Source organism: Duganella sp. Dugasp78, from assembly GCF_059491455.1.
The window spans coordinates 2,993,922-3,013,169 of record NZ_CP168506.1 but is presented as its reverse complement, the minus strand read 5'-3'; the positions used below and the strand labels follow the sequence as shown (position 1 = coordinate 3,013,169).

The window sequence follows — 19,248 nt, the reverse complement described above, 5'->3', positions numbered from 1 at the left end:
GAGAGTTTTGCAACGCCGGGCGTGAAAAAATATGACGACGGGCATGCCGGCGCGCTACCAGGGCGCGTCGGCATGATAACAGCAGCATATGGCGAGGGTGAAAAAGCTTACGAAACGATACAACTAGCGCTCAGCGCATGCACAGGTGCAAGGCCTCTTTCCAGTCCGGCAAGCGGCAGAAGCGCGCCATCAGGCGCTCGGACGACATCACCGAGAACTGCGGGCGCTTGGCCGGCACCGGATATTCGGCGCTGGTGATCGGCAGCACGCGGCACTCCAGCCCTGCCGCCTCGACGATGGCCCGGGTGAAGTCGAACCAGGTGGTCTGGCCCTGCGCGCTCAGGTGGTACACGCCGCTGTTCTGCACCCACCACTCGCGTCCGCCCGCGTGGGCCTGCGACAGCACCAGCGCGGTGGTGTCGGCGATGGTGCGGCTCCAGGTCGGCGCGCCGTGCTGGTCGGCCACCACGCGCAGTTCGTCGCGCTCCTTGGCCAGGCGCAGCATGGTCAGCAGGAAGTTCTTGCCGCGCGTGCCGTACACCCAGCTGGTGCGGAAGATCAGGTGCGGAATGCCGGCCGCCGCGATGGCTTGCTCGCCAGCCAGCTTGCTGGCGCCGTAGACGTTGAGCGGTCCGGTGGCGTCGTCCTCCTTCCGCGCCGACGGCTGGCTGCCGTCGAACACGTAGTCGGTCGAGTAGTGCACCATGGCCGCGCCCAGCAGCTTCGCTTCCTGCGCCATCAGGGCCGGCGCCTCGGCGTTGACGCGGTGCGCCAGCTCCGGCTCGCTCTCGGCCTTGTCGACCGCCGTGTAGGCGGCCGGATTGACGATCAGCCCCGGCTTTTCGCGGCGGATCACGTCGCGCACCTGGTCCAGGTCGGACAAATCCATCACATTGCGGTCCACCGCCACCACTTCGCCTATGCCTTGCAGGCTGCGCACCAGTTCGTATCCGACCTGGCCGGTACTGCCGGTCAGCAGGATTTTCATGCGAACACCTCGGCGTCGGCCAGCAGCACGGCGGCCTGGTCTTTACCGGACAGCAGCGGCGCCGCGTCCAGCGCCGGCCACTCGATGCCGATGGCCGGGTCGTTCCACAGCACCGAGCGCTCGTGCTCGGGCGCCCAATAGTCGGTGGTCTTGTAGAGGAATTCGGCGGCGTCGCTGGTGACCACGAAACCGTGCGCGAAGCCCGGCGGTATCCACAGCTGCTTCTTGTTCTCGGCCGACAGTTCGATGCCATACCACTGGCCGAAGGTGGCCGAGCTCTTGCGCATGTCGACGGCGACGTCGAACACGCTGCCGACGGTGGCGCGCACCAGCTTGCCCTGCGCCTGCTGGATCTGGTAGTGCAGGCCGCGCAGCACGCCCTTGGCCGAGCGCGAATGGTTGTCCTGCACGAAGGGCAGGTGGACGCCGGTCAGCTCGGCGAAACGGCGGGCGTTGAAGCTCTCGTAGAAAAAGCCGCGGTCGTCGCCGAACACGCGCGGCTCCAGCACCAGCAAGCCTTCCAGCGGGGTAGCAATCACATTCATCGTGGAATGACCTTATCTTCAAGAATCTGCAGCAGGTACTGGCCGTAGTTGTTTTTCTTCAGCGGCTCGGCCAGCTTGCGCAGCTGGGCGGCGTCGATATAACCCTTGCGGTAGGCGATCTCTTCCGGGCAAGCCACTTTCAGGCCCTGGCGCTTTTCAATGGTGGCGATGAACTGCGACGCATCGAGCAGCGAATCGTGGGTGCCGGTGTCCAGCCAGGCCATGCCGCGCCCCATCACCTCGACGTTGAGCTTCCGCCGTTCCAGGTAGACGCGGTTGACGTCGGTAATTTCCAGCTCGCCGCGCGCGGACGGCTTGATGCTGGCGGCGATGTCGCACACCTGGTTATCGTAGAAATACAGGCCGGTGACGGCGTAGTTGGACTTCGGTTTGAGCGGCTTTTCCTCGATCGACACCGCGGTGCGGTCGTCGTCGAACTCGACCACGCCATAGCGCTCCGGGTCCTGCACGTGGTAGGCGAACACGGTGGCGCCCTCGGTCTGCTCGGTGGCGTGGCGCAGCAGCGCGTCGAGGTCGTTGCCGTAGTAGATGTTATCGCCGAGGATCAGCGCGGACGGCGAATCGCCGACGAATTCCTTGCCGATGATGAAGGCCTGCGCCAGGCCGTCCGGCGATGGCTGCACCGCGTAGCTGATGCTGATGCCCCACTGGCTGCCGTCGCCCAGCAGGTCCTGGAAGCGCGGCGTGTCCTGCGGCGTCGAGATCAGCAGGATCTCGGTCATGCCGGCCAACATCAGCACCGTCAGCGGATGATAGATCATTGGCTTGTCGTAGATCGGCAGCAGCTGCTTGGAGACGCTCCTCGTCACTGGATACAGACGGGTGCCGGAACCACCTGCCAGGATAATGCCTTTGCGGTTAGGGATGCTCATTGCTGGCCTTCGCGGTTAAAGTAATTGGTTTCCACCCACTTGGCGTAGCTGCCCGACTGCACGTCGGCCACCCAGGCCTGGTTGTCCAGGTACCACTGCACGGTCTTGGCAATGCCGGTCTGGAAGGTCTCGGCCGGTTTCCAGCCCAGTTCGCGCTCCAGCTTGCGGGCGTCGATGGCGTAGCGGCGGTCGTGGCCGGGACGGTCCTTGACGTAGGTGATCTGCGCGCGGTAGCTGGCGCCGTCCGCCTTCGGCTTGAGCTGGTCGAGCATGTCGCACAGCGTGTGCACCACGTCCAGGTTGGCCATCTCGTTCCAGCCGCCGACGTTGTAGGTCTCGCCCAGGCGGCCCGCCTCCAGCACGCGGCGGATCGCCGCGCAGTGGTCGCTGACGTACAGCCAGTCGCGCACCTGCTGGCCGTCGCCGTAGATCGGCAGCGGCTTACCCGCCTGCGCGTTGGCGATGATCAGCGGGATCAGTTTTTCCGGGAAGTGATACGGGCCGTAGTTGTTGGAGCAGTTGGTGGTCAGCGTCGGCAGGCCGTAGGTGTGGTGGTAGGAACGCACCAGGTGGTCGGAGGCGGCCTTGGATGCCGAGTACGGGCTGTTGGGCGCGAACGCGGTGGTCTCGCTGAAGGGCGCATCGTCCGGTCCCAGCGTGCCGTAGACCTCGTCGGTGGACACGTGCAGGAAGCGGAACGCGGCCTTCTCCTGGTCCGGCAGCGCCGACCAGTAGGCGCGCGCCGCTTCGAGCAGGCTGAAGGTGCCGTTGATGTTGGTGTTGATGAATTCGCCTGGGCCGAGGATGGAGCGGTCCACATGACTCTCGGCGGCGAAGTGCACCACCGCGCGTGGCTTGTGCTGCTGGAACAGGGCCAGCACCTGCGCCTGGTCGCAGATGTCGCCGCGCACGAAGATGTGACGCGGGTCCTGCTTCAGCGACGCCAGATTGTTCAGATTGCCCGCGTAGGTGAGTTTATCGAAATTGACTACCGGTTCATTGCTTTGAGCCAACCAGTCCAGTACAAAATTGGAACCTATAAAACCAGCACCACCCGTCACAAAAATCATTTAGTATCCCGTTGAGCAAGTTAATTGAGCAATGTCTCAATTTTATGTGATCTTGCGCTCGCTTGTGAGAAAAATCGTTCGCGTGCAGGACCTTTTTGGCGATATTTTACGGACGACTAAAGGCAAACACGTCAAACAATGAGAACCTATCTGGTTGGCGACCTTCAAGGTTGCCATGAACAAACACTTTCCCTGCTTGAGAGCATCAACGCCGACGCCGAACGGCGCGAACCCGGCGTCGAGCACCGCATCTTTTTCGCCGGCGACTTGATCAATCGCGGCCCGGATTCGCTGGCCACGCTGCGCCATGTGCGCGCGCTGGCGATGGGCAGCGGCGGCCGCATCGACAGCGTGCTCGGCAATCACGACCTGCACTTGCTGGCGGTGGCCTACGGCATCCGGCCCGAGCACAAGTCCGACACCCTGGCCGAGATCCTGCACGCGCCCGACCGCGACGAGCTGATCGACTGGCTGCGGCGCCGTCCGCTGGCCATCCACACCCAGGGCCACCTGCTGGTGCATGCCGGCCTGCTGCCGCAATGGACGGTGGCGCAGGCGATGGCGCTGGCCGGCGAGGTGCAGCAGATGCTGCGCGGCCCCGGCCTGGCCGAGTTCCTGGCCGAGATGTATGGCAACCTGCCCGATCGGTGGAGCGACGATCTGCACGGCGCGGACCGGCTGCGCTGCATCATCAACGCGATGACGCGGCTGCGCTTCTGCAGCGCCGACGGCGTGATGGATTTCAAGATGAAGGAAAGCGGCAAGGCGGAAGCGGGATCGGGCCTGATGCCGTGGTTCGAGGTGCCGGGCCGGCGCAGCCGCAAGGAGACGGTGGCGTTCGGCCACTGGTCGGCGCTGGGGCTGGTGCTGAAGCCGCATTTGATCGGGCTCGACAGCGGCTGCGTATGGGGCGGCCAGCTGTCCGCCGTGTGCCTGGAAGACCGCAGCCTGCTGCAGGTGCAGTGCCCGGAGTTCCAGCAACACAGCGGCAAGAAATAACCCGCGCATCGTCATTCCCGCGCAGGCGGGAATCCATACTGAGCAAGATGGGATGCGCTGCATGGATTCCCGCCTGCGCGGGAAGTCATTTCCCCTGGGAGGGGAAATGACAGCTCAGCTGACGCCCAGCGCGGCGGCGACGGCCTGGTGCGTGGCCTCGGCCAGCTCGCGGCGGTGCGCGCCGATGCTGTCGATGGCCGGCAGGATCGTCAGCCTGGCCTTCACCGGCGGCCCGTTCAGGATCAGCATGATGCTCTCGGCGAAGCTGGTCTCGCCGATGAAATCCACCGACGGATGCGAAGCGCCCGACGGCTCGCGGTATGACAGCGCGATCGCCTGCACCGGCACCCTGGCGTCGATCGCCGCCTCGAACAGGTTGGCGTGGAAGGGCAGCAGGCTGCCCTGCGCCGCCGTGGTGCCCTCCGGGAAGAAGGCCACGCGCTCGCCGCGCTCCAGGCTGTGCACCAGTCCCTTGAAGATGTGCCGCAGGTCGCGCCGGTTGCCGCGCGCGATGAAGACCGTGCCGGCCTTCTCCGCCAGCCAGCCGGCCAGCGGCCACGAGCGGATCTCGGCCTTGGCCACGAAATGGCTCGGATGCAGGCTGTGGATAACGAAGATGTCCAGCCACGACACGTGGTTGGCCACCACCATCGCCCGCTCCAGCAGGGGCACGCCGGCGCCCTGCTCCACCGTCACATTGCACATCGCCAGCAGCCGGGTCGACCAGCGGCGGATGTGGCCGTTACGCTTTTCCTGCCCGATCCACGGGAACACCGTGGCGCAGATCGTCATCCCCAGCAGCACATGCAACAACACCCGCACCAGGCGGAAGATCATCGAAAGCTTCATGCCAAGCGATCAGCTGCGCTGGTAGGCGACGTGCCCCGCCACGATGGTGGCGCGGACCTGCCCGGCCAGGTTGTAGCCGAGGAAAGGCGTGTGCTTGCCCTGGCTGGCCAGCGCCGACGCTTCCACCGTCCAGCGCGCCTCGGGATCGAACAGGCAGACGTCGGCCGCGGCGCCAACCGACAGCGTGCCGGCGTCCAGCCCGGCCACGCGGGCCGCGTCGGACGTGATGCGCGCCAGCGCGCGCGCCAGCGGACGCACGGCGCCCGTGTCCTGGGTGGCGGCGTAGTCGTCGGCCCATTTCAGCGCCAGCGACAGCAGCAGTTCCAGGCCGGTGGCGCCGGGCGAGGCTTCGCCGAACGGCAGCAGCTTCTCGTCGTCGTCGACCGGCGTGTGGTCCGAGCACAGCGCGTCGATGGTGCCGTCCAGCAGGCCGAGGCGGATGGCGTCGCGGTCGCGCTGGCTGCGGAACGGCGGCGTCACGCGCGCGTTCGAATCGAAGAAGCCGATGTCGGCGTCGGTCAGGTGGATGTGGTGGGCGCCGACGTCGCAGGTGACCGGCAAGCCCTCCTTCTTGGCGTCGCGCACCAGCTGCAGGCCGGCCGCCGACGACATGCGGCACAGGTGCACGCGGGCGCCGGTCGAGCGCATCAGCTCGAAGATGGTGTGCAGCGCGATGGTCTCCGACATCACCGGCACGCCGGACAGGCCCAGGCGCGAGGCCAGCGGGCCGCTGGCCGCGATGCCGCCACGGCCGATGTGCGCGTCCTGCGGCCGCAGCCACACGGTGTAGTTGAAGGTCTTGGCGTACTGCATGGCGCGCAGCAGCACATTGGTGTCCTCGATCGGCTCCTCCGCCTGCGCGAAGCCGATGCAGCCGGCCTCGGTCAGCTCGGCCATCTCGGTCAGCGCCTTGCCCTTGAGGCCGACGGTCAGCGCGCCCAGCGGGTGCACATTGGCCTGGTTCAGCGTCTTGGCGCGGTGCTTGAGCATCTCGACCAGGCCCGGCTCGTCGAGCACCGGATCGGTGTCGGGCGGGCAGATCAGGCTGGTCACGCCGCCTTGCATGGCGGCCTGCATTTCCGATTCCAGCGTGGCCTTGTATTCGTAGCCGGGCTCGCGCAGGCGCGCCGACAAATCGACCAGGCCGGGCGCGACGATCAGGCCGGTCGCGTCGATGGTCTGGTCGGCCGCGAAGCCGGCCGGCGCGCTGCCCACCGCCAGCACCTTGCCGTCGGCGATATAAAGGTCTTGCTTGCCGTCGATGCCGTTGGCCGGATCGATCAGGTGGCCGTTTTTAATGTGTAGTTTCATGCCTGCGTTCATCCCTGCGTCCCCGCCACTATGCTCATCACCGCCATCCGTACCGCGATCCCGAAAGTCACCTGCGGCAGTATCACCGCCTGCGGACCGTCCGCCACCGCCGAGTCGATCTCGACGCCGCGGTTCATCGGGCCCGGGTGCATGACGATCGCGTCCGGCTTGGCCAGCGCCAGCCGTTCCGGCGTCAGGCCGTAGCTCTTGAAGTATTCCTGCGCCGACGGCAGCAGCGCGCCGCTCATGCGCTCGTTCTGCAGGCGCAGCATGATGATCACGTCGACGCCCTTCAAGCCCTCTTCCATATTGGTGAAGGTGCGCACGCCCATCTGCTCCAGGCCACCCGGCAGCAGGGTGTGCGGGCCGATGGCGCGCACTTCCGGCACGCCCAGCGTGGTCAGCGCGTGGATGTCGGAACGCGCCACGCGGCTGTGCAGGATGTCGCCGACGATGGCCACCGTCAGGTTGGTGAAGTCCTTCTTGTAGTGGCGGATGGTGTACATGTCCAGCAGGCCCTGGGTCGGATGCGCGTGGCGGCCGTCGCCGGCGTTGACCACGTGCACATGCGACTGCCTGGTGTCGTGCAGGTGCTTGGCGATCAGGTAGGGCGCGCCCGACTGCGCGTGGCGCACCACGAACATGTCGGCGTGCATGGCCGACAGGTTGTCGATGGTGTCGAGCAGCGACTCGCCCTTGCTGGCCGACGAGGCCTGGATGTTCAGGTTGATCACGTCGGCCGACAGGCGCTTGGAGGCGATCTCGAAGGTGGTGCGGGTGCGCGTGGAGTTCTCGAAGAACAGGTTGAACACCGACTTGCCGCGCATCAGCGGGACCTTCTTGACGTCGCGGTCGGAGATGCCGACGAACGACGAGGCGGTGTCCAGGATGTGGTTGACGATGGACTTCGGCAGCCCCTCGATCGACAGCAAGTGCTGGAGCTCGCCGTGTTTGTTCAGTTGCGGATTGAGCATGGTCTTATTCTATGGTTAGCGTAAATTTTCCATCGTCGGCGCGCTTGAGCACCAGCGCCTGCCCCTGCGGCACCTGCACGTGGGCGGCAACGAAATCGGCCGCCACCGGCAGCTGGCGCTCGCCGCGGTCGACCAGCGCGGCCAGCATGATGCGCGCCGGGCGGCCGTAGTCGAACAGCTCGTTGATCGCGGCGCGCGTGGTGCGGCCGGTGTACAGCACGTCGTCCACCAGCAGGATGGTGGCGGCCGCCACCTCGAAGCTGATGTTGGTCGGCTTGACGTCGGCCGGCAGGCCCTTCTTGGCGTAGTCGTCGCGGTAGAAGGACACGTCCAGCACGCCGCAGCGGGCGGACAGGCCGAGGTCGGCCGCGAGGCGCTCGGCGATCCAGGCGCCGCCGGAGTGGATGCCGACGATGGCGACATCGGCCACGCCGGCCAGGCCGGCTTTGACGTCGGCCAGCAGGGTCGCGTACAGCGCTTCGGCGTCGAGTTGGTTGGGGTTCAGTGTGGACATGGGATTTAGTGGGTGTCGAAATATTGTTGCAGGATGATGGCGGCGGCGCGGTCGTCGATGACTTCGCCGCGCCTGGCGGCAATCACGGCCGAGGAATAGCGCTCGTCGACCAGCTCCACCGGCAGGCTGAAGCGGCCATGCAATTGATTGGCGAACTTGCGCGCGCGCGCGGTCATCTCGTGCTCGGCGCCGTCGGGATGCATGGGCAGGCCGACCACCAGCCGCGCCGGCTTCCACTCGTCCAGCAGCGCCTGTATATCGGCAAAACGGGTGGCGTTGTCGACGGCGTTGATGACCTTGACCGGTTCGGCCTGGCGGATCATGGTATTGCCCATGGCCACGCCGATGCGCTTGACGCCGAAATCGAATGCGAAGATGGTCTCGATGGTCACGGCGTGCATGTCACCTTATGCATGCCCGGCCTCCGAGGTCAGCATCAGCGGATCGATGCCCAGCAGGCGCATGGCGGCCGTGTAACGTTCCTCGATCGGCAGATTGAACAGGATGTCGGGGTCGGCGCCCACGGTCAGCCAGCCGTTGCGGCTGATCTCGTCCTCCAGCTGGCCGGGGCTCCAGCCCGAATAGCCGATCGACACCAGCATGCGCGGCGGACCGTCGCCGGCGGCCACGGCCTCCAGCACATCGATCGAGGTGGTGAAGGCCACGTCCTTGGTCACCGTCAGCGACGACGAATAGCGGGTGCCCGGCGTGTGCAGCACGAAGCCGCGGTCGTCCTGCACCGGGCCGCCGAACATGATGGGGGCGTCGACGTCGACATTGGACTCCAGCTTGAGGTCGATGCGCTCGAACAGCACCTCCATCGTCATGTCGGTGGGTTTGTTGATGACCACGCCCAGCACGCCGTTTTCGTTGTGCTCGCACACATACACCACGGTCCCGCCAAACACCGGATCTTGCATGGAAGGCATTGCAATCAGGAAATGATCCGCCAGATTCAGGGCAGCGGCCCCGGTGGCGGGGGTTTCCAGGAGATCGCCGGTTTCCTGCAGCAGGCCGGGTACAGGGAGAGTTTTGCCGATTTTGCTTTTCTTCATATGCGTGTTCTTTCTGTGCTGCTGACAATTACTGTAGTATTCGCGCGGCTAGCAACTCTGTCTAAACGATAGTTTACACTGAATTGCGGATGCGGCCATGTTTGCGTTCCTCCGACCGATTGACACAGACTCAATGAAACCAAATTCCTCCCTGGTCTGGCTGCGCCGCGATTTGCGGGTTTTCGACCATGCCGCCCTGCACCAGGCCCTGCAGGACAGCAACCGGGTGTATTGCGTTTTCATCTACGACACCACCATCCTGGCCGGCCTGCCGCGGCGCGACCGGCGGGTCGACTTCATCCACGCCAGCATCGCCGAAGTGGCGGCCGAACTGCGGCAGCTGGGCGGCCACCTGATCGTGCGCCACACCGATCCTGCCGTCGCCATCCCGACCCTGGCCGCCGAGCTGGGCGTGGACGCGGTCTTCTGCAACCACGATTATGAACCCCGGGCCATCGCCCGCGACGCCGCCGTGGCGCAGGCGCTGCGCGCCGGCGGCCGCCAGTTCTTCAGCTGCAAAGACCAGGTGATCTTTGAAAAAAGCGAGGTGCTGTCGCAGACCGGCGGCGTGTTCTCGGTGTTCACGCCCTACAAGAACGCCTGGCTGAAGAAGCTGGAAGCGGACCCGTCGGTGCTGGCGCCCCGCCACGTCGAAGCGCACGCGGCACGGCTGGCGCCGCCGCCGGCCCAGGCCACGGCGCTGCCGACGCTGGCCGAGCTCGGCTTCGAGCCCAGCAACCTGGCCGACTTGAAGATCCCCACCGGCATGTCCGGCGCGGCGCAGCTGTGGGAAGACTTCCTGCCCCGCATCGCCAGCTACAAGGACGCCCGCGACTATCCGGCCGTGAAGGGGCCGTCCTATCTGTCCCTGCATTTCCGCTTCGGCACGCTGTCGGTACGGCACCTGGTGCGCGCCGTGCTCGACCTGATGGCGCGCGGCGCCGGCGGCGAAGGCGCGCCGGTGTGGCTGGCGGAATTGATCTGGCGCGAGTTCTACGCCATGATCCTGTTCCACAACCCGCACGTGGTGGGCGGCGCCTACAAGCCGGCCTACGACGCCATCGCGTGGGAGACCGGCCCGCAGGCCGACGAACTGTTCGCGGCCTGGTGCCAAGGCCGCACCGGCTACCCGCTGGTGGACGCCGCCATGGCCCAGCTGAACCAGACCGGCTATATGCACAACCGCCTGCGCATGGTGACGGCCTGCTTCCTGATCAAGGACCTGGGCATCGACTGGCGCCGCGGCGAGGCCTATTTCGCGCAGCACCTGAACGACTTCGATCTGGCCTCCAACAACGGCGGCTGGCAGTGGGCGTCGTCGTCGGGCTGCGACGCCCAGCCCTACTTCCGCATCTTCAACCCGGTCACGCAATCGGAAAAGTTCGACGGCACGGGCAAGTTCATCCGCCGCTACCTGCCGCAGCTCAAGGATCTGGGCGACAAGGAAATCCACGCGCCGTGGCTGGTGCCGCGCATGCTACCGCTGGACTACCCCGCACCCATCGTCATGCACGACGAAGCGCGCCAGCGCACGCTGGCGCGCTACGCGGTGGTGAAGAAAACTGACTAAGCCCCACCGCGTCATTCCCGCGCAGGCGGGAATCCATACTGAGCTGGCTCAGGTGGGGCCGCATGGATTCCCGCTTTCGCGGGCGGCGGCGCATTTGTGAGCGATTTGTGGGACGCTCCCGACGACACTGGGCACACCAGGACTGCAACAAACAGGCCTGACGTCACCATTCCCCATGTCCACAGGAGTTCCCATGTTGCAAGTACCAACCGCCCCAACCCCGCTGCTTGGTTCCATCGTCTGCACGCCCGCCGTGGCCGCCATCGGCGACAGCGTCTGCGTCGAAGTCAAGGCGCCGAACGGCCAGTCCTACGATAACAACGAAAGCGGCAACATCAGCATCAACGGCGTGCCCGGTTCCAAGCAGTACCTGGTGTGGAACCGCGCCGGCAAGAAGACCATCAACGTCACCGCCGGCAAGCGCGGCGCCATCGAGAAGCTCAAGGCCGAAGTCCAGATCAACGCCCCCGCCGACGGCAAGCAGCCGCCGATGCTGACGGTGCGCAGCGCGCCGCACAATCCGACCACGATGATACTGACGGTGCAGAACGCGCCCGAACGCCGCACCCAGGGCACGCCGCGCCCGCGCATCGAAATCAAGCCGCGCACGCCTTCAGCGCCGACCGTGCCGGTCGGCCCCATCGTGCCGCGCAAGACGGCGATGAGCGCGCTGACCATCCCCGCGCGCGACGCCGCCAGCCATCCGATCCTGGTGGCGACTGCGCCGCCGCGCATGGCCATCAACGCCGGCGGCGGCGCCACGGCCGCCGTCTACAACTGGCAGCTGGGCGCGGTGGCACTGGGCAGCACCCACCCCACCCTGCAGCACGATTTCGCCGCGCAGCTCGACCCCAACCACCCGCACACGGTGTTCCACGTGCAGGTGACGGTGCAGCAGCCGGGCGACGCGCCGCGCGTGATCCAGCGCAGCGTCAGCGTGGCCAATCCCTACTTCCTGGCGCGCCAGCGCGGCGTGCTGCAGCCGCCGGTCGATAGCAGCGACTTCAGCGCACAGTTCATTGACGGCAGCTTCCGCGCCAGCTTCGTGGTGCGCAATCCCGAAGCCAGCAACCTGACGCTGAGCAGCATGCAGCTGGAGCTGGCCTATGAAGACGGCCCGCGCGAATTCGAGCTGCGTCCCGCCGTCGCCAGCGCCATCGTGCTCAAGGCCCAGGCCAGCACCCGCATCGACGTCGCGATCCCGAAAGCGCAAGTACCGCAGCAGGCCATGGCCTTCAGCGTGCATTACAAGGGCACGGCGCCGAACGGCCTGCCGGTGCGCGTCAGCGCCCACTTCGACGTGCCGCAGCACATGAACAAGAAGCTGCTGGTCAACGCCAACGCGCAAGCCCTGCTGAGCGACCTGGCCAGCCGCCAGCTGGTCGCCAATCCGGGTTCGATCACGCTGGAGGAAGTGACGCGCCTGAGCAGCTACGGCATGCTGCCGGCCGCCACCTCGTCGGCGCTGCAAGTGAGCGCGGGGCGCGTGCCGGCCGCGCTGGCCAGCGCGCTGCAACCGCTGCAGACGCTGACGGCGATGGACATGCACGTGGCGCCGCCGTTCCCGGTCGAGGACCAGGAATGCGATCCATGGAATCTGCCGGACCATATCCCCGACGGCATGTTCTGCATGCCGACGCAGGAGAAGCGCTGGATGCAGATGCCGCCGCGCTTCATGAATGCCAAGAAGGGCGACTTGATCCTCAACCCCAGCAACAGCAGCCTGATCTCCACCGTGCTGCAGACGGTGACGCCGCCGCAGCGCTATTCGCACTCCGGCATCATGACCCGCAACCGCGACGAGATCACCCACTCCACCGCCTCGGAAGACCGGCTGATCGAATTCATCGGCGGCGACGGCGCCCGTCCCGACGTGCTCAAATACCTGTGGCCGGGCGTGCTCACGCAGACCGTCGAACACGCGGTCGACGGCGAGGACATGATCGATCCCGAGACCGGCAAGCGCCATTCGATCGCCGGCTTCGCCACCATCGAATCGAAGATGGACCTGGGCGGCGTGGCGCCGGAGATCGTGCCGGCCATGGTGGTCAAGCCCGATCCGCTGAAGGAAACGCTGGAGATCCGCCAGACGCTGCACGGCATCGCCGATTTCGCCGCCCAGCAGGCCGGCAAGAGCCACTACCGCTTCTACTGCTACACCAAGCCCGCCATCGGCCTGACGGACAAGGCGCCGGCCAGCGCCAAGTGGGCCGCCAACACCTTCCCGACGGTGTGCTCGTCGCTGCTGTGGATGTCGATCCGCCAGTCGGGCGTGCCGATGGAAGGCGGCATGCTGGAGCAGAGCGACCTGGCCGCCGGCGCGCAGATCGTGCAGTCGACGCCGGACGGCCTGTACGTCTACCAGTCCGACGAGCGCATCGCCGCCGGCGAGATCCTATACTCGAAGATCCACGAGATGGTGCTGGAGAGCGCCGGCTGGGCCGGCAATCTGCTGACCGACGCCGCCGACGACACCGCCAACCAGATGCTCAACGCCTTCGCCTCCGACTGGTGCGAGACCGACGCCAAGGACTCCGACGCCTGGCGCCAGACCGGCGACGCCGAAGCGGTCAGCCCCGCCAACCTGTGCTTCTTCGACGCGCCGTTGTACGGCTATTGCGAGCCGCTGATCTACCGGCCGGCGCGCTGGGAGGAAGTGACCATCTACAAATGGAAGAAGGTGGCGCAGACCGGCACGCTGCACGGCGTGGTGCACTACCAGGGCAAGCCGGCGCCCGGCGTCAGCGTGCAGCTGTCGCAGAACCAGTTCACCCACAGCGCCGCCGACGGCAGCTTCACGCTGACCGGCGTACCGGTGGGCAGCGTGGTGGTCACGGCCGACAAACAGGAGCTGCATGGCGACGCGACGGTGACGGTGGCGGCCAACCAGAGCGCCAACGTGACGGTGAACCTGAACGACCCTCCGCACTGGTTCCGCCGCATGACCATCGACGGCTGGATGGCGACCACCGACTATGAATTCGCCGCCGCGGCCTATCCGCACAGCGTCGGCGATTTCTACAACATCGCCGAGCTGAGTCCTTCGTCGACCACTCATGTGGTGAAGGTGTTCGACCAGGTGGCCGACGATGCGATGGGTCGCCTGATCCTGACGCTGGACCTGCTGGCCAACGACGTCATCCAGGTCAAGGCCACGCTGCGCTGCTACGACGAAGGCTACGCCGACGGCGACAACTACCAGGAAGGCCACCTGGCGCCGTTCACCGTGGGACCGGGCAAGACCGGCACCTGGTGGATGTTCGTCGACGGCGACAACTACGCCGAGGCGCACTTCACGCTGACCAACAAGGTCGATCCGGTGTAAGCGCGTCGTTCCCGCGCAGGCGGGAACCCATAGAGCGCGTCCGAAGCCGGCGCAGCATGGGTTCCCGCCTGCGCGGGAACGACAAGCCTCCTTGCAGCACGATAGTTGTCGAAATAAAAGATTTGTTCTTTTTATAATCAGATTTAAACTAGCGGTTCCTGCGCAGTCCGCTTCAAGGAACCGCCATCATGGCCTCACTTGCCAAGACCTCCCGCCCCGTCGCCCGCCTGATCGGCCGCCACAATGCCGTGCAGGCCATGCTCGATTCCCCCGCCACGCTGACCTGGATCGCCGCGCCGGCCGGCTCCGGCAAGACCAGCCTGGGGCTGGAATTCTGCCAGGCCGCCGGCCCCACTGTTGCGTGGTTGCGACTGGACGAAGCCGACATCGACCCGGCCAGCTTCCTGCTCTACTTCGAACAGGCGATCGCCAACGGCGGCGTGGCGCCGGGCTGGCAGCCGCCGCCGCTGCTGCGCGAACACCTGCCGGCGCTGCACGGCTACCTGCGGCTGTACGTGCGCACGCTGGGCGCGGCACTGGCGCCGGCCAGCTGCATCGTCATGGACGACGCCCACCGCTGCCAGGACGCGCCCTTCTTCCGCCAGTTCCTCGACACGCTGGCCACCGAACTGCCGCCGGCCAGCAAAGTCGTGGTGCTCAGCCGCGCGCTGCCGCCGGCCGCCTGCGCGCGCCTGCTGGCGCACGGCGACATGCATGAACTGGACGGCGCGGCGCTGGCCTTCACCCGCGACGAAACCGAAATCCTGCTCAATGTGCTGGGCATCAGCCATGCCGACAGCGTCGCCGACAGTGTCTACAGCTTCACGCGCGGCTGGGCCGCCGGCATCGCGCTGGTGGCCTCGTGGCTCAAGCGCCGCCCCGGCGCCGCGCTGGCGGCGGAAGACGTGCTGTCGGAAGCGATGGTGGGCTACCTGGCCGAGGAAGTGTTCAGCGCCTATAGCGACGAGGAACGCGCCACGCTGCTGGCGGTATGCTGGCTGCCGCACTTCAGCGGCGCCTGGGCGGCCGCGCTGTCCGGCGCGCCGCACGCGGCCGACATCGTGGCGCGGCTGGCCGCGCAGGGAGCGCTGATCTACGAATACCCAGGCCGCCAGTACGCGCTGCACCCGTTGTTCCAGGGCTTCCTGCGCAAATGGGCCACCACCCGCACCGACCAGGCGCAGCGCCACGCCTGGATCGCCGGCTGCGTCGACGTCCTGCTGGCCGACGGCAGCGGCGACGCCGCCATCAAGCTGGCACTGGAACACGGCATGCCCGAACGCGCGGCCGGCCTGATCGAATCGCGCGCCGAAGCGATGCTGGCCAGTGCCCGCCACACCACGCTGGCGCGCTGGATCGACGCCCTGCCCGAAGCCCATCGCAGCCCGTGGCACTACTACTGGCTGGGCCTTGCCGTGTTCATGAGCGACACCGCGCGCGCCCGCGCCGCGCTGCTCAAGGCGCTGCAGGCGTTCACGGAACAGAACCGGCCGATGCACCGCTTCCTGGCGCTGAGCGCCATCATCAGTTCCTACTTCTTCGACGGCGCCGCCGAGCAGCCGCTGCGCGCCTTCCTGCAGCAGCACGTGGATCCGTCGGAAGACTACGACCAGCTGCCCGATCCCGGCCTGAAAGCCCATCTGACGCACAGCATGTGGAGCGGCTTGTTCATGACCGATCCCGGCCACCAGGACATGGATCTGTGGGAGCAGCGCGCGCTGGAAGTGCTGCGCCAGCCGGCCGATCCCACGCTGAAGGTGCGGCTGGGCGCGATGCTGGGCCAGCACTACTACCAGTCCGGCCGCTACGCCGCCCTGCGCTCGGTGCGCGTGCTGCAGGATGCGTTGCCGGAAGCGGCCACGCTGCCGCCGTATGCGCGCTACCTGTCGCACCTGGTGCAGTTGTACGACGCGCTGGCAGGCATGGACCACGCCCGCATCGACGCCGTCTTCGCCGCCTGCCGCGCCAGTTCGGAAAGCAGCGGCATCCGCATCATGGACGCCCACTACGTGCTGCTGTACGCGGCCGCCTTGCTGCTGCGCGGAGAGCTCGACAAAGCTGCCGCCGCCATCGCCGACGTGGCGGCGCAAACGCCGCCGCAGCACCACAACCTGGTGGCCCATCTCCAGCTGACGCAAACCTGGCTGGCCAGCTGCCGCGGCGACGGCCAAGGCGCGCTGGCGCACGCCCGCCTGGCGCACGAGGCGGCGCTGCGTTTCGGCAGCGTGCCCTACGAGGTCTACGCACAGGCGGCCAGTTGCGTCGCCTGGACGCTGCTGGACCGCGAACGCTGCGCCGTCGAAACCGTCGCGCTGCGCCAGCATGGCCGCGACTACACATCACCACTGGCGGCAACCCTGGCCGACCTGCTGGAAGCGTGGCTGTTCATCACCGACGCCGACGGCAAGGCGCAAGCGCTGCAGCAGCTGCAGCGCGCGCATCCGGCGCAGCTGCTGCTGGCGCAGGACAAGCTGCGCCGCGCGCTGAACCATATCGCCTCGCAGGGCGGCGGCTACCTGACCTTCGCCACGCCGCACATCCTGCAACCGCTGTGCGCGCACGCGCTGGCGGCCGGCATCATCCCCGGCGCGGCCAATATGCTGGTGCGCGCCTGGCGCCTTGCACCGCCGGAAGACGCCGGCGACAACTGGCCATGGCCGGTGCAGGTGCGCAGCTTCGGCGGCTTCGAGCTGCGCATCGACGGCCAGCCACTGCGCTCGCAAGGCAAATCCAAGCACCGCCAGCTCGACGTCCTGAAACTGATCGCAGCCCACGCACCATTGAGCATCCCGCTGGAACGCGCCGCCGAGCTGCTCTGGCCGGACGCCGACGGCGACACCGCGCGCCACGCGCTGGAAACCACGCTGTCCCGGTTGCGCGCTACAGTGGGCGCGGGCTGCATAGTGCTGGAACAGGGGGCGCTGTCGCTGGCGCCGCAGCAGTGCTGGAGCGATACCGCGACGCTGGACCGGCTGCTGCCGCGCCTGCAAACGCTGACGCAGGAATGGGCCGCCGCAGGCGTGGCCGCCCAGGCCTCGCATGAAGCCGCACTGCTGGTTGCGGCCACGCAGGCACTGTCCTTGTATCGGGGAGAACTGCTGCTCGGGGAAAGCGCGCCGTGGTTGCTGGCGCGGCGCGAACTGTGGCGCGGCAAACTGGCGCGCGTACTGGGCGACGCCGGGCGCCAACTGGCCCGTGCCGGCAATACGGCCGCCGCCGCGCAGTTGCTGGAGCGGGCGCTGGAAGCCGACCCGTACAACAAGGCGCTGAGCGCGGACCTGATGCGCATGCACCTGGACGGCGCGGCTTTCGAACAAGGACTGGCGGCCTACCGGCGCTATCAGCGCATGGCATTGAGCGCGCTGGGCGCACCGGTGGCGCAGGACATCGAAGCGCTGGCGCAGCAGCTGATGGCCGGTGCCGCGCAGTCCAGCCCTGCCCACTTCGCGGGCAAGGCCGGGCCGACACGCACTACATGATGTACTTCAGATGCTGGGCCGGGATGCCCATGGCCTTGGCCAGTTCGGGATTGGCGCGTATCTGCTGCTCCACGCCCTCCATCGCCGGCACCTCGTGCACATCCAGCCGCCCACGCTGCACTTCGGCCGCTCCGGCTTCGGTGCGGCGCGTGACCTTCTGCATGTCCGGCGACAGGCGCAGCACCACGCCGCCGTGATCGCGGGTGGCGTTGAGCAGCGTGCCGCTTTGGTCCTTGTGCACAGCCAGGCCGGTGTAGCCAGCGTCGCGCAGCAGTGCGCAGATGTCATCGACCAGTTTTTGATCCTTATCCATTTTCATTTTCCTTTCAAGCCAAGAGCAGGCCAAGCGCAGCGTCGCTGCTGGCGTTTTGTACGAAGGCGCCGGCGGCTTTGGTGCCATTACCGGGCAAGAAGTAAGCCTTGGAGAACTGAACGCTGGCGATGGCCGACGTCAGTTGCGGCAGCAGGTTCTGCACCTCCTTGCGCACCGCCGGCATGGCGGCCTTGAGCGCGTCGGAAGCGGGACCTGCACAGAACGGCGAGCCGCCCTCGAACGAGAACCAGGTGCCGTCGACCGTCACATGCAGGTGCTTCTGGCTGTCGAGGAAGACGAACAGGAACACCGAGATGGTGCCGTCAATATCGCTGCAGAACCACGGCGTCTCGATATGGAAATCGAAATTGACCTTGGCTAGCATGTCGAAAGGTTTGTGCGCGCCCGGCGACTGGGCAAAGTAAGGAACGCTGATCCACGGCGTGCCCTGCACGCGCAGGCCGCTGGTGAGCGAGGCGCCGGCGGCGATCAGCTGCTTGGCGACCATGCCGACGTTGGCGTTGGTGTTAATCAGCTTGCCGAGATCGACCAGGTTTTCGCCGCTGGGGCGGTGGACCACGAACACGCCGCTGCCCGGAGGCGATTCGGTGAACAGCTGGTCCGCCGCGCTCACGGCGTTCTGGCCGACAAAGACGCCGTTGAAAAACCCTTGTATGAATGAGTATGTGCTGGTGACTGACATGATGCTTTCTTCCTGTAGATAAAGCGCCGCCGATGGAATATCGGTGACCGCTGGAAGAACGTTAATCTTGCCCGACCCACAAATGACTTGCAAATACCCGCTTGGCAAACGGCAACCTCGCGCGCCCTGCGGGGAAGCGGAGGTAGACTATATCGACCAACCATTTGAGGAGGATGACGATGAATAAGAACACGATCTGCCTGTGGTATGACCATGACGCGGAAGAAGCCGCGCACTTCTATGCCCGCACTTTTCCGGACAGCGCAGTCGGCAAGGTGCATCGCGCGCCATCCGATTTCCCCGGCGGTAAAGCGGATAGCGTGTTGACAGTCGAGTTCACGGTGTGCGGCATTCCGTGCATCGGCCTGAACGGCGGAAAAGCCTTCACGCACAGCCCCGCGTTCTCGTTCCAGATCGCCACCGACGACCAGGCCGAAACCGACAAGTACTGGAACGCGGTAGTCAACAACGGCGGCTCGGAAAGCGCGTGCGGCTGGTGCCGGGACCGGTGGGGCTTGTCATGGCAGATCACGCCGCGCGTGCTGACCGATGCCATGGCCCAGGGCGGCGACGTCGCCAAGCGCGCGTTCGAGGCGATGATGAAGATGGGTAAGATCGACGTGGCCAAGATCGAAGCGGCGGTGCGCGAAACGTCCTGAC

At 66.5% G+C, this 19,248-nt stretch carries 17 protein-coding genes; 5 read left to right on the top strand and 12 right to left on the bottom strand.

Annotated features, from left to right (window positions below; translation table 11 throughout):
- Positions 1–130: 130 nt before the first annotated feature.
- From rfbD to rfbB, 4 genes are read right to left on the bottom strand one after another with little or no spacing between them, the layout of a single operon-like run.
- Positions 131–988, bottom strand: a complete 858-nt coding sequence (gene rfbD / locus ACEN9O_RS13365; protein ID WP_495618013.1) for a dTDP-4-dehydrorhamnose reductase — start codon at positions 986–988, stop codon at positions 131–133.
- Positions 985–1,533: a dTDP-4-dehydrorhamnose 3,5-epimerase gene (rfbC, locus tag ACEN9O_RS13360; protein WP_495618012.1), complete on the bottom strand. Its 549-nt coding sequence runs from the start codon at positions 1,531–1,533 to the stop codon at positions 985–987. The genes rfbD and rfbC overlap by 4 nt, the downstream gene beginning before the upstream one ends.
- Positions 1,530–2,426: a glucose-1-phosphate thymidylyltransferase RfbA gene (gene rfbA / locus ACEN9O_RS13355; protein ID WP_495618011.1), complete on the bottom strand. Its 897-nt coding sequence runs from the start codon at positions 2,424–2,426 to the stop codon at positions 1,530–1,532. The genes rfbC and rfbA overlap by 4 nt, the downstream gene beginning before the upstream one ends.
- On the bottom strand, positions 2,423–3,496 hold the full coding sequence (gene rfbB, locus ACEN9O_RS13350) for a dTDP-glucose 4,6-dehydratase (protein WP_495618010.1): 1,074 nt from the start codon (positions 3,494–3,496) through the stop codon (positions 2,423–2,425). The genes rfbA and rfbB overlap by 4 nt, the downstream gene beginning before the upstream one ends.
- 138 nt (positions 3,497–3,634) lie before the next feature.
- Here rfbB and ACEN9O_RS13345 point away from each other — a divergent pair, with 138 nt between their 5' ends.
- Positions 3,635–4,495, top strand: coding sequence for a symmetrical bis(5'-nucleosyl)-tetraphosphatase (locus ACEN9O_RS13345; RefSeq protein ID WP_495618009.1), 861 nt, complete (start codon positions 3,635–3,637; stop codon positions 4,493–4,495).
- 114 nt (positions 4,496–4,609) lie between these two features.
- Here ACEN9O_RS13345 and ACEN9O_RS13340 read toward each other — a convergent pair whose 3' ends face one another.
- The 6 genes from ACEN9O_RS13340 to ACEN9O_RS13315 are packed head-to-tail and all read right to left on the bottom strand — an operon-like array spanning position 4,610 to position 9,198.
- Positions 4,610–5,344 carry a lysophospholipid acyltransferase family protein gene (locus ACEN9O_RS13340; protein WP_495618008.1) on the bottom strand — a complete coding sequence of 245 codons (735 nt, stop codon included), beginning with the start codon at positions 5,342–5,344 and terminating at the stop codon, positions 4,610–4,612.
- 9 nt (positions 5,345–5,353) lie between these two features.
- Complete coding sequence (locus ACEN9O_RS13335; RefSeq protein ID WP_495618007.1) at positions 5,354–6,655, bottom strand: dihydroorotase; 1,302 nt, start codon at positions 6,653–6,655, stop codon at positions 5,354–5,356.
- Positions 6,656–6,663: 8 nt separating this feature from the next.
- Entirely contained in the window at positions 6,664–7,629 is a 966-nt protein-coding gene (locus ACEN9O_RS13330; protein WP_020701189.1) for an aspartate carbamoyltransferase catalytic subunit, read from the bottom strand.
- A 4-nt stretch (positions 7,630–7,633) separates the two neighbouring features.
- Complete coding sequence (gene pyrR, locus ACEN9O_RS13325; protein WP_495618006.1) at positions 7,634–8,143, bottom strand: bifunctional pyr operon transcriptional regulator/uracil phosphoribosyltransferase PyrR; 510 nt, start codon at positions 8,141–8,143, stop codon at positions 7,634–7,636.
- A gap of 5 nt (positions 8,144–8,148) precedes the next feature.
- Positions 8,149–8,544: a Holliday junction resolvase RuvX gene (gene ruvX, locus ACEN9O_RS13320; protein WP_495618005.1), complete on the bottom strand. Its 396-nt coding sequence runs from the start codon at positions 8,542–8,544 to the stop codon at positions 8,149–8,151.
- Positions 8,545–8,550: 6 nt separating this feature from the next.
- Positions 8,551–9,198 carry a YqgE/AlgH family protein gene (locus tag ACEN9O_RS13315; RefSeq protein WP_495618004.1) on the bottom strand — a complete coding sequence of 216 codons (648 nt, stop codon included), beginning with the start codon at positions 9,196–9,198 and terminating at the stop codon, positions 8,551–8,553.
- Between the two features lie 133 nt (positions 9,199–9,331).
- On the opposite strand from ACEN9O_RS13315, the gene ACEN9O_RS13310 reads away from it, so the two are divergent.
- From ACEN9O_RS13310 to ACEN9O_RS13300, 3 genes are all read left to right on the top strand, one after another.
- Positions 9,332–10,768, top strand: coding sequence for a cryptochrome/photolyase family protein (locus ACEN9O_RS13310; protein ID WP_495618003.1), 1,437 nt, complete (start codon positions 9,332–9,334; stop codon positions 10,766–10,768).
- Positions 10,769–10,961: 193 nt separating this feature from the next.
- On the top strand, positions 10,962–14,093 hold the full coding sequence (locus tag ACEN9O_RS13305; RefSeq protein ID WP_495618002.1) for a carboxypeptidase-like regulatory domain-containing protein: 3,132 nt from the start codon (positions 10,962–10,964) through the stop codon (positions 14,091–14,093).
- Positions 14,094–14,281: 188 nt separating this feature from the next.
- Positions 14,282–17,572, top strand: a complete 3,291-nt coding sequence (locus tag ACEN9O_RS13300) for an AfsR/SARP family transcriptional regulator (protein ID WP_495618001.1) — start codon at positions 14,282–14,284, stop codon at positions 17,570–17,572.
- On the opposite strand, the gene ACEN9O_RS13295 is transcribed toward ACEN9O_RS13300, so the two are convergent.
- Positions 17,565–17,885: a hypothetical protein gene (locus ACEN9O_RS13295; RefSeq protein WP_495618000.1), complete on the bottom strand. Its 321-nt coding sequence runs from the start codon at positions 17,883–17,885 to the stop codon at positions 17,565–17,567. The two genes, ACEN9O_RS13300 and ACEN9O_RS13295, sit on opposite strands and share 8 nt — an antisense overlap.
- Positions 17,886–17,898: 13 nt before the next feature.
- Positions 17,899–18,588: a hypothetical protein gene (locus tag ACEN9O_RS13290; protein ID WP_495617999.1), complete on the bottom strand. Its 690-nt coding sequence runs from the start codon at positions 18,586–18,588 to the stop codon at positions 17,899–17,901.
- 179 nt (positions 18,589–18,767) lie between these two features.
- On the opposite strand from ACEN9O_RS13290, the gene ACEN9O_RS13285 reads away from it, so the two are divergent.
- The gene (locus ACEN9O_RS13285) at positions 18,768–19,247 is read left to right on the top strand and encodes a VOC family protein (protein WP_495617998.1); all 480 of its coding nucleotides are present in this window, start codon (positions 18,768–18,770) and stop codon (positions 19,245–19,247) included.
- Position 19,248: the final 1 nt, after the last annotated feature.